At 68.9% G+C, this 17,591-nt stretch carries 9 protein-coding genes and 5 pseudogenes; 4 read left to right on the forward strand and 10 right to left on the reverse strand.

Annotated elements, in window-relative coordinates; translation table 11 throughout:
- Positions 1-25 precede the first annotated feature (25 nt).
- The 6 genes and pseudogenes from ACX9NE_RS28360 to ACX9NE_RS28385 all read right to left on the reverse strand — a co-directional run.
- The gene (locus ACX9NE_RS28360; protein WP_459365093.1) at positions 26-202 is read right to left on the reverse strand and encodes a hypothetical protein; all 177 of its coding nucleotides are present in this window, start codon (positions 200-202) and stop codon (positions 26-28) included.
- 34 nt (positions 203-236) lie between these two features.
- Positions 237-680, reverse strand: coding sequence for a nitroreductase/quinone reductase family protein (locus ACX9NE_RS28365; RefSeq protein ID WP_459365092.1), 444 nt, complete (start codon positions 678-680; stop codon positions 237-239).
- A 52-nt stretch (positions 681-732) separates the two neighbouring features.
- Positions 733-1,251, reverse strand: a pseudogene (locus ACX9NE_RS28370) (flavodoxin family protein); the annotation flags it as partial.
- Positions 1,252-1,479: 228 nt separating this feature from the next.
- A complete protein-coding gene (locus ACX9NE_RS28375) occupies positions 1,480-2,151 on the reverse strand; it encodes an SDR family NAD(P)-dependent oxidoreductase (protein WP_459365091.1) in 672 nt (223 codons plus the stop codon).
- A gap of 31 nt (positions 2,152-2,182) precedes the next feature.
- A pseudogene (locus ACX9NE_RS28380) lies at positions 2,183-2,299 on the reverse strand (hypothetical protein); the annotation flags it as partial.
- 16 nt (positions 2,300-2,315) lie between these two features.
- A pseudogene (locus tag ACX9NE_RS28385) lies at positions 2,316-3,740 on the reverse strand (PE family protein); the annotation flags it as partial.
- A gap of 284 nt (positions 3,741-4,024) precedes the next feature.
- On the opposite strand from ACX9NE_RS28385, the gene ACX9NE_RS28390 reads away from it, so the two are divergent.
- The 3 genes from ACX9NE_RS28390 to ACX9NE_RS28400 all read left to right on the forward strand — a co-directional run bounded on the left by ACX9NE_RS28390 (position 4,025) and on the right by ACX9NE_RS28400 (position 9,434).
- The gene (locus ACX9NE_RS28390) at positions 4,025-5,236 is read left to right on the forward strand and encodes an acetyl-CoA C-acetyltransferase (RefSeq protein WP_459365089.1); all 1,212 of its coding nucleotides are present in this window, start codon (positions 4,025-4,027) and stop codon (positions 5,234-5,236) included.
- A gap of 4 nt (positions 5,237-5,240) precedes the next feature.
- Positions 5,241-7,385 (forward strand): 3-hydroxyacyl-CoA dehydrogenase NAD-binding domain-containing protein, encoded by a 2,145-nt coding sequence (locus ACX9NE_RS28395; protein WP_459365088.1) that lies wholly within the window; start codon positions 5,241-5,243, stop codon positions 7,383-7,385.
- A 390-nt stretch (positions 7,386-7,775) separates the two neighbouring features.
- Positions 7,776-9,434 carry a PE family protein gene (locus ACX9NE_RS28400; protein ID WP_459365087.1) on the forward strand — a complete coding sequence of 553 codons (1,659 nt, stop codon included), beginning with the start codon at positions 7,776-7,778 and terminating at the stop codon, positions 9,432-9,434.
- A gap of 154 nt (positions 9,435-9,588) precedes the next feature.
- On the opposite strand, the gene ACX9NE_RS28405 is transcribed toward ACX9NE_RS28400, so the two are convergent.
- The 3 genes and pseudogenes from ACX9NE_RS28405 to ACX9NE_RS28415 form a co-directional block, all read right to left on the reverse strand.
- On the reverse strand, positions 9,589-11,253 hold the full coding sequence (locus ACX9NE_RS28405) for a PE family protein (RefSeq protein ID WP_459365086.1): 1,665 nt from the start codon (positions 11,251-11,253) through the stop codon (positions 9,589-9,591).
- A gap of 398 nt (positions 11,254-11,651) precedes the next feature.
- Positions 11,652-13,509, reverse strand: a pseudogene (locus ACX9NE_RS28410) (PE family protein).
- Between the two features lie 113 nt (positions 13,510-13,622).
- On the reverse strand, positions 13,623-15,698 hold the full coding sequence (locus ACX9NE_RS28415; protein WP_459365085.1) for a PE family protein: 2,076 nt from the start codon (positions 15,696-15,698) through the stop codon (positions 13,623-13,625).
- A 303-nt stretch (positions 15,699-16,001) separates the two neighbouring features.
- Here ACX9NE_RS28415 and ACX9NE_RS28420 point away from each other — a divergent pair, with 303 nt between their 5' ends.
- Positions 16,002-17,054: an LOG family protein gene (locus ACX9NE_RS28420; protein ID WP_459365094.1), complete on the forward strand. Its 1,053-nt coding sequence runs from the start codon at positions 16,002-16,004 to the stop codon at positions 17,052-17,054.
- A 48-nt stretch (positions 17,055-17,102) separates the two neighbouring features.
- Here ACX9NE_RS28420 and ACX9NE_RS28425 read toward each other — a convergent pair.
- Positions 17,103-17,236 (reverse strand): annotated as a pseudogene (locus ACX9NE_RS28425) (LLM class F420-dependent oxidoreductase); the annotation flags it as partial.
- Positions 17,237-17,591 lie beyond the last annotated feature (355 nt).

A 17,591-nucleotide genomic window follows, 5' to 3' on the forward strand; every position in this document is an offset into this window, starting at 1 on the left:
GAGAGAATGAACGGTCCCGTCGCACCTACTTCTTGATCGGCGACAGCAGCTCGAAGGTGACGCCGAGTGCCCAATACTTCGCCTCGGCGCGCCTGTCGCACGTGATGAGCGGCAACTTATGCGCGCGGGCGGCCGCGCCGACCAGACCCCCGTAGAGCGCGCCACCGACCAAGCCCGCTCCTTGCCCAACATAGGCATTCACGGTGGCGGGTTGGTGTGCGACGGGTACTGTGCAGTCAGTCGAGTTTGACTTCAAAGACCGGGATGATCCGGTCGGTTGACGTCTCGTATCCGGCGAATCCCGGCGAGCGCTGCTTGATGATGTCGAAGATGCGGTCGCGTTCGGCGCGGGGCAGCTCTGCTATGGTCGCGGCCGCGGCCGGGTTAGCGCCGATTTCGACCTTTACCTGCGGATGGGCGCGAATGTTGGCCACCCACGCCGGGTTTTTTTCTCTGCCGGCCGCCGACCCGACGATGTAGATCTTGCCCTCGATGTCGAAGTAGCCAACCGGGTTGACGCGCTCGGCGCCGCTCTTCGCGCCGGTGCTGGTGAGCAGCATCAGTGTGAAGCCTTTGAACTGTCCGCCGACCTGACCTTTGTTGGCCCGGAATTCGGCGATGTTCTGCTCGTTGAACGATCTCTCCGATTCCATCGCGGACGTGTTGTCGTCGTTGCTCATGGGCTCCTCTTTCGATTGGTGTGTGTTGACATGCTGGCGCGCTGTGCGGATTTCACCGCGGCGACCCCTGCGCGCCGCGATCGCCGTCAGCGGCCGATCGGGCGTTGAAGACTTCCGGCGACGGGAAGCGTGCCCCGCGGTCAAACAGGGCGGTCTGGGCAGCTTGGGCCTTCAATGCGGCGCCGACTCGCGCGATCGCCGCGCCATGGTGAAACACCGCGTCCAGCGCCTCAGCCGGCAGGTTGTCCGGATCTATCGGTTGCATGCCGGGACCAGTGGCCACGATGTGTGGCCCCCAGTGCATTCCGGCGACGTCGAAGCCGCGGGTCGACTTGGGAAACGGCACCATGACACATCCCATGGCGGCAAGATTGGCGAGCATCGATAGTTGCGCCATTTCGCAACCGCCGCCTACCTCGCCGTGGCCACCGCCGACGGTGAACACTCCGCACACTCGCCCGACCATGTCGTCGTAAAACCACGACGGTTCGCAGAGTTCGTCGATGAACTTCTTCATCGGCCAGCTCATGCCGCGCTGATGTACCGGAGAGCCCAGGACCAACCCGTCGAGATCACCGAAATCCTTTCGCCCGCAGTCCGTTACCTGCTTGAGCGAAACGCTTGCCCCGGCGCTCGACGCACCTTAGCCCAGGCGATGCGCGGCCCGCTCGCAATGACCGTCCCAGGAGTCATAGGCAACGAGAATACGAACGATAGTCACCGCTTGGCCTCCTCGGTGTGACGGGCAGGGGAGCCACGCTCGACGCGAATGTGGATGCAACTCAGCTGTGCCATGATTTCAGATCCATCCTCCGGAGGCGTCGATCGTGGCACCGGTGAGATAGGAGGCGTCCGGGGAGAGCAGAAACGCCACCACCGCGGCCACCTCGGCTGGCTCGGCCCAGCGACCCAGAGCGTTCGTCGACTTGACGACCGCATCCATACCAACGTTGGTCAGCGCGGGATGGATGTAGCTCTTGGTGTGTTCGGCGGCCATGTCGGTGACGGTCCCAACCGGCGCGATCGCGTTGATGGCGATACCGCGTGCGGCGAGTTCGGGCGCCAGGTTGAGGGCCATTGCGGCTACCGCGGCTTTGCTGGCCGCGTACAGGGTGTGGTGGTAGACGGCGATGCGGGCGCTGACCGAGGAGGTGAGCACGATCCGCCCGCCGCTGTTCATCGCCGCGGCGGCGGCCTGCGTGGCGAAGAGCTGGCCGGCGACGTTGACCTGAAAGACCCGGTGGAAATCGGCTTGGTTGATCGATTCCAGGGCGCCGAAGTGTTCGACTCCGGCGTTGCTGGCCAACAGGTCCAGCCCGCCTAACTCCGCCACGACCTTGCCCACGAGGTCCTTCGTTTGGGCGGCGTCGCTGACGTCGGCTTGAAACGCGGCCACTCGGTGGCCGTCGTCGCGCAGTTCGGTGACCAGCGCGTCCGCCGACGCTGGCGGCGTCGGTGTCCATGCCGCCATAGGCGCGGCGCCAGTTGTACAGCGTCGCTGCCGAGACGCCCAGTTCTGCGGCGATTTCCTCGCCGGTCTTGCCTTCGGCAGCCAACTCGTCCGCGCGGCGCAACTTGCGCACGATGTCCTCCGCGGAGTGCCGCTTATGACCAGCCATGTGTTTAGGTCAGCTAGCCATCAAGGCCGGGTGCGCCGGGGTTGCCGACGGTTCCGGCAAAGCCGATCAGCCCGACAGCACCACCGCCACCGCCCGTGCCGCCAGCCCCGCCGGGCAAGCCCACACCGATCGTGTTGCCGCCGGCGCCACCGATGCCGCCGTTGCCGCCGAGGCCGATCAGTCCGACAGCACCGCCGCCACCCCCCGTGCCGCCTGCCCCTCCCGGAGAGGTCACCAACGGGTTCTCGCTGGCGCCGCCGCCACCACCGATGCCGCCCGTACCGCCGATGCCGATCAACCCGACGCCGCCGCCGGCGCCGCCCCCGCCGCCGGCGCCCGCTGAGCCGCCGCCGATACCGCCGCCGACACCGCCGAGTCCTCCGGCGCCGCCGAAGCCGAAGAATCCGGCGTCCCCGCCTGCGCCGCCTACTCCTCCCACTCCTCCGGTGGCGCTGCTGCTGATGAGATCGCCGCCGCCGCCGCCGGTGCCACCACTGCCACCCAAACCGAACAGCAGTCCGCCGCGCCCTCCGTTGCCGCCCGCTCCGCCGGTCCCTCCGACACCGGTGCCCGCCTGCGCGCCGTTCCCGCCGACCCCGCCGTTCCCGCCGGCGCCGAACAGCCCGGCGGCCCCGCCGGCGCCGCCGGCCCCGCCCACATCCGTTCCGGCGGCGGTGATCGCGCCGCTGCCGTCCCCGCCGACCCCGCCGTTGCCATACAGCAGTCCACCGGCACCCCCTGCGCCGCCTGCGCCCGCGCCCAGGGCTTGGCTGGCCCCGCCGGCACCGCCGTTGCCGATCAGCCCCGCGTTACCACCCGAACCGCCGGCCTGCCCGAAGGAACCGATCCCGCCGTTGCCGCCGTTGCCGTACAGGAGCCCGCCGGCACCACCCGCTCCGCCGGGCCCGCCCGCTCCGCCCGCGCCGCCGGCACCGCCGTTGCCGATCAGCCCGGCACTGCCACCTGCGCCGCCTCGCTGCCCGGCCCCACCGGGCGCGCCGTTGCCGCCGTTGCCGTACAGCACCCCGCCACTGCCGCCCGTCTGTCCGGGCACGGTGGCGTCGGCACCGTTGCCGATCAAGGGACGCCCAAAGAAAGTCAGGCTGGGTGCGTTCAGGAGGTCAAGGGCTTGCTGTCCGACGGTCTGCAGAGGCGCGGCGTTAGCGGCCTCCGCCCCGGCATAGGCAGCGCCGGCAGCAGTCAGCGAATGGACAAACTGCGAGTGGTAGGACGCTGCGCGGGAGCTGAGATTTCGATAAGCCTGCCCATGGGCAGAAAACACCGAAGCGATTGCCGCCGATACCTCATCACCCCCGGCCGCCAACACCCCGATGATCGGAGCCGCTGCGGCGGCGTTGGCCGAGGCGATCGCCGAGCCGATGGCCGTAGCATCTGCCGCCCCGGTCGCCAATGCTTCCGGCGCCGCTACCACGTACGACATTGCTGATTTCCGATCTCTCAAGCGCAACGGGCAACCGACCACCGGCAACCATCGGTGCGGCGGAAGCCTACCGCCGTGCAGGTCCGCCCACGTCGAAAACAGCGTTGAATCGCTTAACTTTCGATGAAACCGTCTCTTCGGGCCCGCTGCGACCCACGTAGCAAGTCCTGACCTGCGAACTCCCGCCCAACCAACAGGTTGGCCGAAGCCCCTGTTAGTGTTCCCCTGCTGGACCTAGTCTTGAAGACGGATCCAAACCCCCCTTTTTGGAACAGGAAACCGACATGTCCGAAGAAGCCTTCATCTACGAGGCCATCCGCACGCCGCGCGGCAAGCAGCGAAACGGCGCGCTGAACGAAGTCAAGCCACTGAACCTGGTCGTGGGCCTCATCGAGGAACTGCGCAAGCGCAACCCTGACCTCGACGAGAACCTGATCAGCGACGTCATCCTGGGGTGCGTCTCGCCGGTCGGCGACCAGGGCGGCGACATCGCCCGCGCCGCGGTGCTGGCCTCCGGCATGCCCGTCACCTCCGGCGGCGTCCAGCTCAACCGGTTCTGCGCGTCGGGCCTCGAGGCCGTCAACACCGCCGCGCAGAAGGTGCGCTCGGGCTGGGACGACATGGTGCTGGCCGGTGGTGTGGAGTCGATGAGCCGCGTGCCGATGGGATCCGATGGCGGCGCCATGGGTCTGGACCCGGTCACCAACTACGACGTCATGTTCGTCCCGCAGGGCATCGGCGCCGACCTGATCGCCACCATCGAGGGCTTCACCCGCGATGACGTGGACAACTACGCACTGCGCAGCCAGGAGAAGGCGGCAGAGGCGTGGTCGGGCGGCTACTTCGCCAAGTCCGTGGTCCCGGTCCGCGACCAGAACGGTCTTTTGATCCTCGACCACGACGAGCACATGCGCCCCGACACCACCAAGGAAGGCCTGGGCAAGCTCAAGCCGGCTTTCGAGGGTCTGGCCGCGATGGGTGGCTTCGACGACGTGGCGCTGCAGAAGTACCACTGGGTGGAGAAGATCAACCACGTCCACACCGGCGGTAACAGCTCCGGCATCGTCGACGGCGCCGCGCTCGTCCTGATCGGCAGTGAAAAGGCGGGGGCGGCCGTCAATCTGACTCCGCGCGCCCGCATCGTCGCCACCGCGACCAGCGGCGCCGACCCGGTGATCATGCTGACCGGTCCGACCCCGGCGACCCTCAAGGTGCTCGACCGCGCGGGCCTGACCGTCGACGACATCGACCTGTTCGAACTGAACGAGGCATTTGCCTCGGTGGTGCTGAAGTTCCAGAAGGATCTGAACATCCCCGACGAGAAGCTCAACGTCAACGGCGGCGCGATCGCCATGGGCCACCCGCTGGGCGCCACCGGCGCCATGATTCTGGGCACCATGGTGGACGAGCTGGAGCGTCGTAACGCCCGGCGGGCGCTGGTGACGCTGTGTATTGGCGGCGGCATGGGCGTCGCGACGATCATCGAGAGGGTTTAAGTACATGGCCGACAACACAATTCAGTGGGACAAGGATGCCGACGGCATCGTCACGCTGACCTTGGACGACCCGTCGGGGTCGGCCAACGTCATGAACGAGGCCTACATCGAGTCGATGGGCAAAGCGGTGGACCGCCTTGTCGCAGAGAAGGATTCGATCACGGGCGTGGTGATCACCAGCGCGAAGAAGACCTTCTTCGCCGGTGGTGACGTCAAGAGCATGATCAAGATCGGGCCGGAGAACGCCGGTGAGGCTTTCGACCTGGTCGAGAACGTCAAGAAGCAACTGCGCACGCTGGAGACCTTGGGCAAGCCCGTGGTGGCGGCACTCAACGGCGCAGCGCTGGGCGGTGGCCTGGAAATTGCACTGGCGTGCCATCACCGAATTGCGGCTGACGTCAAGGGGTCGCAGTTCGGATTCCCCGAGGCGACGCTGGGTCTGCTGCCGGGCGCCGGTGGTGTCACCCGCACCGTGCGGATGTTCGGCATCCAGAACGCCTTCGTCAACATCCTGTCGCAGGGCACCCGGTTCAAGCCGGCCAAGGCCAAGGAACTCGGACTGATCGACGAGTTGCTGCCGAGCGTCGAGGAACTGGTGCCCGCCGCCAAGGCGTGGATCAAGGCCAACCCGGACTCCCACGAGCAGCCGTGGGACAAGAAGGGTTACAAAATGCCGGGCGGCACCCCGTCGTCGCCGGGGTTGGCGTCCATCCTGCCGTCGTTCCCCGCGTTGCTGCGCAAGCAGCTCAAGGGTGCGCCGATGCCCGCGCCGAAAGCCATCCTGGCCGCCGCGGTGGAAGGCGCGCAGGTCGACTTCGACACCGCCAGCCGCATCGAAAGCCGCTACTTCACCACGCTGGTCACCGGCCAGGTCGCCAAGAACATGATTCAGGCGTTCTTCTTCGACCTGCAGGCCATCAACGCCGGCAAGTCACGCCCGGACGGCATCGAGCCGGTAAAGATCAACAAGATCGGCGTGCTCGGGGCGGGCATGATGGGCGCGGGCATCGCCTACGTCTCCGCGAAGGCCGGGTACGACGTCGTGCTCAAAGACGTCAGCATCGAGGCCGCCGAGAAGGGCAAGGGCTATTCCGAGAAGCTGGAGGCCAAGGCGCTGGAACGGGGCCGCACCACCGAGGAGAAGTCCAAGGCGCTGCTGGCGCGCATCACCCCGACCGCTGACGCCGCCGACTTCAAGGGCGTCGATTTCGTAATCGAGGCGGTGTTCGAGAGCCAGGAACTCAAGCACAAGGTGTTCCAGGAGATCGAGGACATCGTCGAGCCCAACGCCCTGCTGGGCTCCAACACCTCGACGCTGCCGATCACCGGTCTGGCTACCGGCGTCAAGCGGCAGGAGGACTTCATCGGGATCCACTTCTTCTCGCCGGTCGACAAGATGCCGCTGGTGGAAATCATCAAGGGCGAGAAGACATCTGACGAGGCGCTGGCCCGGGTGTTCGACTACACCCTGGCCATCGGCAAGACCCCGATCGTGGTCAACGACAGCCGCGGCTTCTTCACCTCGCGCGTCATCGGCACCTTCGTCAACGAGGCGCTGGCGATGCTGGGCGAAGGCGTGGAGCCGTCCAGCATCGAGCAGGCCGGTTCGCAGGCCGGTTACCCGGCGCCGCCGCTGCAGCTCTCCGACGAGCTCAATCTGGAGCTGATGCACAAGATCGCCGTCGCCACCCGTAAGGGTGTCGAGGACGCGGGTGGCAGGTACGAGCCGCATCCGGCAGAAGCGGTGGTGGAGAAGATGATTGAGCTCGGCCGGTCGGGCCGTCTCAAGGGTGCCGGCTTCTACGACTACCCCGAGGGCAAGCGTTCCGGCTTGTGGCCTGGCCTGCGGGAGACGTTCAAGTCGGGTTCCTCGCACCCGCCGCTGCAGGACATGATCGACCGCATGCTGTTCGCCGAGGCGCTGGAGACCCAGAAGTGCCTCGACGAGAACGTGCTGATGACCACTGCCGATGCCAACATCGGGTCCATCATGGGCATCGGGTTCCCGCCGTGGACCGGTGGTAGTGCGCAGTACATCGTCGGTTACGAGGGCCCGCTCGGCCGTGGCAAGGAAGCCTTCGTGGCCCGCGCCCGCGAGCTGGCCGAGAGGTACGGCGACCGCTTCCTGCCGCCGGACTCACTCACCTAACACTGCCGAGCAGACACAAAATCGCCCTTTCGCCCAGCGAAATGGGTGATTTTGTGTCTGCTCGCGCGCTCTATATCCATGCGCTGCAATTGATAATCCGGCCGGTGGCCGGCAACAACGACATTGTGGTCGCCAGATTCGCGGCGGAACGTCCGACCGTCCGCAACCCCGATAATAAAATGAGTTGCGTTTGCCTCCGCGACCCGTAATTCAACCCCGGCAATAGCCTACAATTTGGGCTGTGCCTCATGGCTTTTGCCTACGTAACCGTAACCTTCACTTACGTAACCGTTCGCACTTCCGAAAAGTGTCGGACCGCGATCCAATTCGTTGCTTCTTCGCGTTGAAATTCCGTGTAGCGTCTGCAATTGACTGGGAAGGACGGATTTGATGGCGTTTGTGATCGCGGCCCCGGACGCGCTGGTGGCGGCGGCACAGGACTTGGCCGGAATCGGGGAGTCGTTGGGGAAGGCGAACGCCGCCGCGGCAACCTCCACCACCGAGGTGCTGGTGGCCGGCACCGATGAGGTGTCGGCAGCTGTTGCGTCGCTGTTCAGCGGTTACGGAACGCAATATCAGGCGTTGAGCGCCCGGGCTGCGGAGCTGCATCGCGGTCTGGTGCAAACGTTGAATGCCGCAGGTGGGGCGTACGCGCGCGCGGAGGCGGCTAGTGCTGCGCCGTTGCAGGCCTTTGAGCAGAACTTGCTGGGTGTGATCAACGCGCCTACCCAGACATTGTTCGGGCGTCCGCTGATTGGCAACGGTGCTGATGGAACGGGTGCGAATCCCAACGGCGCTGCCGGCGGGATCTTGTACGGCAACGGCGGAAACGGCTTCTCCCCAACCGCTGACGGGCGGGCCGGTGGTGCCGGTGGTGCTGCGGGCCTGATCGGCAACGGCGGCAAAGGTGGAGCCGGCGGGCCCGGAGCCGGCGGGGGAGCCGGCGGCACCGGCGGATGGCTGCTCGGCAACGGCGGCGCTGGTGGCGGCGGAGGTGCGGCGGTTGTCGGACGGGGTGGCGTCGTTGGGATCGGCGGCGCTGGTGGCGCGGGCGGCAACGCAGGCTTGTTCGGCTGGGGCGGCAACGGTGGGGCCGGCGGCCTCAACGCCTTCGCCTCTGGAACGGGCGGGCTCGGCGGCCACGGCGGTACCGGTGGTGTACTTCTCGGCCCGGGCGGTGACGGCGGCGCCGGTGGTAACGCCGCAACTGGAACGGGAGGTACCGGAGGCGCCGGCGGTACGGCACGCGGCCTGCTCGTCGGGCAGGGTGGTCACGGAGGCGCCGGCGGAGCGGGCGGCATCGCCGGCGGCGCCGGGGGCGTTGGCGGCGCCGCACAAGGGCTGCTGTGTGGCCTTGGCGGCAACGGCGGTAACGGCGGCGCTAGCACCCGTTCCGCAGTCGGCATCGTCGGCACCGGCGGTGTCGGTGGCGCCGGCGGCGACAGCAGCGCCTGGTTTGGCTATGCCCAGGGCGGCGCGGGCGGCTTGGGCGGCATGGCCATCGGCACCGGTGGCGCGGGCGGTGTGGGCGGCACGGGTGCCGCGTTCCTGGGCATCGGCGTCGGGGGATTCGGTGGCCTTGGTGGCGCCGCGACTACCGGGGGCGTTGGCGGTCAGGGTGGTCAGGGCGCCGTGCTCCTCGGCCTAGGTGCCGGCGGTGGCGCTGGCCTCGGTGGTGCCGGAAATACCGGTGGCGCGGGCGGTCAGGGTGGTCAGGGTGCCGCGCTCGTCGGCGCCGGCGCCGGCGGCGCTGGCGGTACCGGCGGTGCTTCGGCCAGCGGGACTGGTGGCGCCGGCGGCGATGGCGGCGACGGCGGCGGCCTGCTCAGCCTGGGCGTCGGCGGGAACGGTGGCGCCGCCGGCACCGGCGTCGGGCCCGCCAACGGTGGCGACGGCGGCAACGCCGGGGTGATTGCCAACGGCGCCTTTAATCCGTCGCTGGTCGGAATCGGCGGCAATGGCGGCAACGGTGTCAACGGCGGGAAGGCCGGCACCGGTGGCAGTGGCGGCGTGTTCGGCGGCTTGCCCGGGCAGCGGGGACAGTCCTAGCAACGCAGGAGTTTTCGCTGCACCACACGGTGGCCGCTTGTTTGAAGTGCGTGCCAATTCACCGGGGTCTGCCCCGGTCACCGTCTGAACCCACCGAGGCGTGCGCGGTCGCGTCGGCGATTCTCGCAACTGCGCTTCGCGTGGTGCCCGCCGGCTACGGCGGCCCACCAACGCCAGGCATACCAGCCAGCAGCCCGCGTTTGCCACCCTGCCCGCCGGGTTGACCGTTGACGCCCGCGCCGCCGTTACCGCCATTGCCGATCCACTGGGCGCTACCGCCGTCGCCGCCGAAACCGCTTTGAGAAAGGATCGGAAGGCTTGACGTGGCGCCGGCGTTGCCGCCGCTGCCGCCGCTGCCGAAGATCAATCCGCCATTACCGCCGCGCCCGCCGTTGGCGGCTTCTATCACGGTGCCAAGTGCGCCGGAGGTACCTCCGTTGCCGCCGGCACCGCCATTGCCAAAGAGTCTGGCATTGCCGCCCACCCCACCGTTCTGGCCGTTTCCGGTCGGCAGGACGATGGCGCCGGTGCCGCTGTCTCCGCCGTTGCCGCCGTGGCCCGCGTTGCCGCCATTGCCGATGAGGCCGCTCATCCCGCCGTTGCCGCCTGCGCCGGCGCTGCCGCCGTTGCCGCCGGCACCTGGGTTACCGCCGTTTCCACCGACGCCGCCGCTCCCGCCGAACCCGCCCGCCCCACCGGTGCCGTACAACATGCCGCCGTTGCCGCCGTGCCCGCCATGACCGTCACTGTCCCCGCCGGCGCCGCCAAGTACCTTGCCGATTACGCCGTCACCGCCGGACCCGCCGTGGCCACCGGCGCCGCCATTGCCGAATAACCCGGCGCTGCCGCCATTGCCCCCATTACTGATTACGCCACCCCCTCGGGCGGCCTGCGTGGCGTTCGCGTCCAAGATGCCGTTCCCGCCATTTCCTGCATTACCGCCGAGCCCGCCGTCGCCGTACAAGTACCCGCCGTTGGCGCCAGCAGCGCCGGCGCCGCCCAAACCGCCCCTACCGCCGGTGCCGGCAGCAGCATCGGTACCGGTGCTATCGCCACCGTTCCCGCCGCTGCCGCCGGCCCCGCCTGTGCCGATCAGCAGCCCGGCGCGACCAGCGGCGCCACCCGCGCCACCGTTCCCGCCGTCATTGCCGCTTGCTCCTATCGCAGCCGCCCCGGCCTGCCCGCCGGCCCCACCGGATCCGCCGCGACCGCCATCGCCGAATAGCATCCCGCCAGCACCACCTGCTCCGCCAGTACCGCCGGCACTGCCGGGTTGACCGACTGCGCCGGCGGCCCCGGCGCCACCCGCGCCACCCGCGCCACCCGCGCCCCATAGGCCCGCGGACCCGCCAGTGCCCCCTGGACCGCCGGGCACCCCGGACCCGCCATTGCCGCCGTTGCCGAACAGCAGCCCGCCTGCTCCACCGTTTTGGCCGGTCCCGGGTGCGCCATCAATGCCGTTGCCGATCAGAGGACGCCCCAGCAACGTTTGGGTAGGTGCGTTGATCACGTCGAGTAGCTGCTGCAGCGGGGATGCGTTGGCCGCCTCCGCGCTGGCGTAGGCGCTCGCTCCCGCAGTCAACGTCTGAACCAACTGCTGATGAAACGACGCCGCCTGCAGGCTGACCGCCTGAAAATTCTGGGCATGCATATCGAAAAGGCTCGCCACCACCGCGGAGATCTCATCCGTCCCGGCGGCTAGCAAACCCGTCGTCTGTTCGGCCGCGGTGGCGTTTGCTGCGACTATCGAAGAACCGATACGCGTTAAGTCTGTCGCGGCGAAATTAATGAACTCCGGCGCGGTGGTCACGAATGACATGAGAACGTCCTCTCGCGATCGATAGACCTGCCGCAGAGGCTATCGCTTTTCGATTGCTGGGTGGACGATTCCCTCCAAACTCAAAGGGGCTGTTGCTGATCGAGGCCGGCAGTTCCGCGAACTGTTGGCTCTGCGGCCCGTTGCAATGCCGCGCCGGCCAGGATGGCGGTCTCTGAAGCGAAAGACTCTGCTGCACAACGTAGTTCGGCAGCTAATGGACGTTCGGGGCACTAGCGAATCTTCATCCGAAATTTTGGCGTGTTTGGCTGTCAGTCGCTTCGAGTTGTCGCTGCCGCCATCTGATGGCGTTGTCGGCGGAAAGGCAAAAGTGAGCCGAAATCGCCGCCGGAATCAGCCTGCGATCTGACTGTCGGCGCTGCGCGACGCGGATATTCGCATCAGCCGTTCGCTCCGGTTCGCCCCATCGCGCCGGGGTTGCCGGGCGCGCCGGGTGAGCCATTGGAACCGCCCGTGCCGCCTGAACCCCCCGTCCCCGGGATGCCGCCGACGCCCCCGCTACCGCCCGGGCCACCGGCACCGCTGATGCCGGGCGGACCGAGCAGCCCGGAACCGCCCGGGGCGCCGCCGGCGCCGCCAGTTCCGCCGTCCCCGCCGGGCCCGCCATCGCCACCTCGACCGCCGTCACCGCCGGAACCGGGAACTCCTCCGTCGATGCCGCTGCCGCCGTTTCCGCCGCTACCGCCGAGGGCGCCGTGCGCGCCGGAGCCGCCGATGCCGCCGGAGCCGCCGACACCGCCGTTTCCTCCCGTGCCAAACAGCAGCCCGCCACGCCCACCGGCGCCCCCGCGCCGCCATTGGAACCATGGCCACCGCCGACGCCGGCGCCGCCCTTACCGCCTGCGCCACCGGAGCCGGCACTCCCATCCGGATTGAGGCCGTCGCCACCGTTTCCGCCGTTGCCGCCTGCGCCCCCAATCCCGCCGTCGCCGCCGGCGCCACCCCCACCACCGCCATTGCCGAAACTGACACCGCCGTGTCCGCCGTTGCCGCCGGGTGCGCCGATGCCGCCGTTCCCGCCCACTCCTCCGCCGCCGCCGCCGCTAACGGACTGGCTGCTCTGGCCGCCGGCGCCGCCTCCGATGCCTCCGCCGGTGCCGCCACCAAGGCCGCCGGTGATACCGATGCCACCGGCGCCGCCGTTGTCGCCACCTCCGGGGGCGCCGTTCCCGCCCTCGCCGGCGCCGTCGCCTCCAATTCCCAATACGCCTGTACCGCCGCCCCCGCCCCCGCCGGCGCCAACGAAAGTAGGAAGCTGGGTTCGGGCCGTTCCGCCGTTGCCTCCGTTGCCGCCCGGCGCTCCGGGGCCACCGTCCCCGCCGCCGCCCCCGCCGCCCCCGCCGCCCCCGCCGGCGAAGCCGGGGCCGCCATTGCCGCCAGCGCCGCCGGCCTCTCCGACGATGGTGCCGGGCAGGCCAGGCAGGCCGCCGCTGCCGCCACCGGTGAACGTCGTCACCCCGTCGGCGCCGTCGCGGGGGGTGCCGTCGGGAGGGGCGGGAACCGGGTTGAGGCCGGCCGGACCCGAGGCGCCGCTGCCGCCCGCGCCGCCGACGCCGCCGACGCCGATAAGTCCGGCGCTGCCGCCGACGCCACCGTTCCCCCATGCATGCCGGGTGCTGTGGCCGCCCCGCCGGCCCCACCAGGCCCCCCATTGCCGTACAGCCAACCACCGGCGCCGCCGATCCCGCCCGCGGCGCCCGCCCCTCCAGTCCCGCCGGTCCCGCCGTTACCGATCAGCCCGCTGGGCCCGCCGGCTCCTCCGGCGACTCCCGCGGCGATGCCGTTGCCGCCGTTGCCGCCGTTGCCGCCGTTGCCGAACAGCAGTCCGCTCGGCCCGCCGGGCTGGCCCGGCGCGCCATTCGCGCCGTCGCCGATCAGCGGGCGTCCCAGCAGTGCCTGCGTGGGCGCGTTGATCAGGTTCAACAAGTCCTGTTGGACGGTCTGCAACGGCAAGGCGTTGGCGGCCTCGGCCGTCCCGTACGAGCCAGCAGCGGCGGATAGGGTGCGCACGAACTGGTCATAGAATGTCGCTGCCTGGGCGCTAACGGTCTGATGGCCGCGGGCGTGCGTGTCGAACAGCCTCGCCACGATCCCCGACACATCATCGGCACCGGCTGCCAGTATTCCCGTCGTGCGGGCCGCTGCCGCCGCGTCAGCCTGGCGGATGGTGGAGCCGACGGTCGTCAGATCTGTTGCTGCGTCGGCAAGTAACTGCGGCGCCGCGATCACGAAGGGCAGGTCAAACCTCCTGGCCGCATCGGCGGCCGGTTGTGACGGGTAACTGCAGCGGCAGCTTGAACCGAGTCAAGATCGTAAGTGCCACAACGATTTCAACAAGGCTTAGGTGCTGCCTACACGACGTTGCCGTTCTGGCCGGGAGTTCCGCCAGGGGAGCCGCCCGCGCCGCCCTGGCCGGCCTTGCCGGCTTGACCCGGTGCGCCGTCGCCGCCGGCGGCATTGCCAGAGCCGCCGGGTCCGAGCGCACCGCCGGCAATGCCGTTGCCGCCATTGCCGCCGTTGCCGCCGTTGCCGCCTCCTTCGGAATTGCCTCCGGCCCCGCCAACACCCCCGTCGCCGCCGGTGCCACCGTCACCACCCTTGCCGCCGTCACCTGACGGTCCGCCCGCGCCGCCAGTGCCGCCCGCGCCGCCGGCGCCGGCGACGCCCCCATTGCCGGCGGCACCACCATCACCCCCGGCGCCGCGTCCCATCGCGGTGCCGCCGGTTCCGCCATTGCCGCCCGCACCGCCACCGCCGCCGTGACCCGCCGCGCCGCCATTACCGCCGGTGCCCGTACCGCCGGCGCCGTTGCCGTTGCCCCCGTCGCCGCCCGAGCCACCGGAGCCGCCCTTGCCGCCGGCCCCGGCCGCCCCGCCGGCGCCAGCGTTACCTGAGCCCAGTGCCGTGCCTCCGGCCCCTCCTGAGCCACCCGCACCGGCGGCGCCGCCCACACCGCCGCCGCCGCCCACTCCTTGCTGATTGCTGAATCCGCCGCTCTGGTTGCTGTCACCGCCATCACCGGCGGCACCTCCGTCGCCGCCGGTGCCGCCGATGCCGCCGACACCGGCGTTGCCTGAACCGGCCGTGGCGCCGCCGATTCCGCCGACTCCACCGGCGCCGCCGCTACCCCCTTTGCCGCCGGGTCCGCCGTTGCCGCCGATCGTCGCGCTCTGGAAGCCGCCGAGCCCGCCTGACCCGCCGGCTCCGCCGGTGCCGGCCGCTCCGCCGTTGCCGGCGTTGCCCGAGCCGGTGGCCGTGCCGCCGGCCCCGCCGTTGCCGCCGGCCCCGCCGTTGCCGCCGGCTCCGCCGGCCTGGCCTGCAGCTTGTGACTGGAGGACACCGGGCCCGTTTGCGCCGTTGCCGCCGATCCCGCCGGCTCCGCCGATCCCGCCGTCACCGCTGTTGCCGTCTGAGCCCGCATGACCGCCGAAGTAGGCCGAACCCCGGCCCGCGGTCCCGCCGCCGCCGCCGGTTCCGCCATCGCCACCATGGCCGCCATTGCCGCCACTGCCGGCTGCCCCGGCCGCTGTTTGCCCACCGGCGCCACCCGTCCCCCCGCTGCCGCCCGCTCCGCCCGTGCCGCCTTTGCCGCCGTCCCCGCCGTTGCCGAACACCAAGCCGGCGTTGCCGCCGTTGCCGCCGTTGCCGGCCTTGCCGCCGTGGCCGCCTGGCCCCCCGTCGGTGCCTCCCAAGGAGGTCGAAGTGCCTGCGGCGCCTGGGTCGCCGGCGATTCCGGATGCACCGGCCCCGCCGACACCACCGGTTCCCCCGTTGCCGAAAAGCAGCGCGTTGCCGCCCGTACCGCCCATCCCGCCGCCGGTGCCCCCCATACCGCCGGTCCCTCCGTTGCCGAACAGCCATCCGCCGGTGCCGCCGTGGCCACCGGATGCGCCAATCCCACCCATTCCTCCGGTGCCGCCGGTGCCGATCAGCCCGGCACTTCCGCCCGTACCGCCGGCCTGCCCGGGCGCGCCCGATCCTCCGGTGCCGCCGTTGCCGAACAAAATCCCGCCGGCTCCGCCGGTCTGCCCGGTTCCCGGTGCCCCGTCCGCACCGTTACCGATCAGGGGGCGACCCAACAAGAAATTGGTGGGTGCATTGATCACACCGAGCAAGCCGTCCTCGAGCGTTTGCAACGGCAGAATGTTGGCCGCCTCCGCGGCGGCATAAGCGTCTCCCGCGCTGGTGAACGCCTGAACGAACTGTTCATGAAATCTGGCCGCTTGCGTATTGAGCGCCTGACAGGCCTGTCCGGTCTCGGAGAACACGGCGGCGATGGCCGCCGACACCTCGTCCGCACCCGCGGGCAGTATCGATGACATCGGGTACGAGGCTGCCAGATGCGCCTCATCGAGTGCCCACCTTATCGAGCTCAGCTGCGCTGCCGCTGCTCCCAATATGTCCGGACTTGCCACGAAATAAGACATCGCCGCATCCCTTAACTGTTAGAGCGGGCAGCAAGCTCAGGACTCCCACGGCGATACTGGCACAAACTACTTCGCGGGTCGACTGTGCGGCCGATATCGGCGACTTGCGCAGAGACCACTGAACGGCAACCGGACTCTGTTGCATGTTTGAATTTGCCGTTAGCCTGTGTCGATGGGATGTCTCGGCACGTCGATTTTCGGTGTGACGTGGTGGCTGAGATCCTCCGGTAAACCTCTCCGAACCTGAACCGCACGGTTATCTTCTGGATGGCCGGCGCTGCGACGAGCGAGGAGTGCGGACGCATGTCAGGACCCGTAGGCGTCATCAGCCGGGCGGACGCCGATTTCGTACCGCCTCCCCGTGGGTCGCTCTACGATGTGCCGTCGCTGCTCGACGGGTGGTCACGGCGCGACCCAGGGTCGTATGCGGCCACCCTGGATGCCCGCGCGTACCTGAGCGCGGCGGTGCAGGGTCTGCGGAATCCGCAGCTTGAACAAACCGCCAAAGACCGTGCACTGCATGATGTTTCGATCACCAGGTCGTTGTCGAGACAACTCACTGAGGCCCGTCCGGTGGCCGTAATGGGGGGGCACGAGATGGCCCGCAACGATCACGGTTACCGACTGGTGGCTCAGTGCGCGGCAGCGCTCACCCGGGCACACTTTACTGTCCTGTCCGGGGGCGGGCCTGGCGCGATGGAAGCCGCTCACCTAGGTGCGTCGTTCGCCGACGCCGAGCCATCGGAGCTGGAGGCTGCTCTGACCCGGATTGCCTCAGACCCCGCGGCGCTCACCTTCCCGTTGAAGCCGAACGAACTGATCAAAGGGGGCAGCTTCTGCACAGAATCGCTGGCAGCCCTGCACCGGTGGCAAGCCCCCGCATTTGCCGTGGCCGACGGCTTGGACACGCAACCGGTATCTATTGGAATTCCAACCTGGTTATACGGCTATGAGACGCCGACGCCGCTCGCGTTCAGGCATGCCAAGTACTTCGATAACTCCATCCGGGAGGATGGATTGTTGGCTGTTGCGCTTTACGGTGTTCTCTATGCGCCAGGGAAGGCCGGAACACTTCAAGAAATTTTCCAGGACGCGGCCCAGAATTACTATAGAACTGCCGGTGATTGCCGCCCTATGGTGTTTCTTGACCTTGACAGCAGCTGGTCTAGAAGATTTCCGGTGAAACCGATACTCGATAATCTGTTCGCCGGTACAGACACGACCTTCCTGCATTTCGTCACGACAGTCAAAGAAGTTGTTACCGCGTTCGAGAGCCATGCACCAAAACTCGAACGATGGCATTCGCGGGCCCGCGAATCCTGGAATTATCACCGTGATGCGGATGCCGCGAATTAAAGACCGAGACACCGCCCGGGCAGCCGCTGGCTCGAAACCGCCCGGCCACGCCGCGGCAAGACGGCGCCATTGTTCCCCGGGGGAGGCTCTCGGGTCGGCTTGCAGCACTTGGATGCACACATGGTCGGCGCCGGCCGAATGACGTTCGGCAACCCTGCAAGAACCGCCTCTTCGTCGCCCCAACAACCACGCAGCCACTGCGGCGTGCTTCGTCGGAGTATCAGACAACAATGCCGTCGGCTGGAGCGAGAACAACGCCCGTGACCCAACGTTGCACGGACCGAAGCGGTGTGCTCGGGTTGTGAGGAGGTGGGAATGCGCTCCGCGGCCCCGAGACGCCGTTTGCGGATTCAGCCGCATCGGCTGGCGCGGCTGGCTGCTCCACACTCCTACGCCGGTTGATTCCAATCGGGTCGGTGCCTTGAGCGTCGCGCCGTCGTGCCCCTGCCGCCGGGCTCACTCACCTGATACTGCCGAGCAGACACAAAATCGCCCTTTCGCTCAGCGAATTGGGCGATTTTGTGTCTGCTCGCGCAC

This window comes from Mycobacterium sp. ML4, from assembly GCF_054515735.1.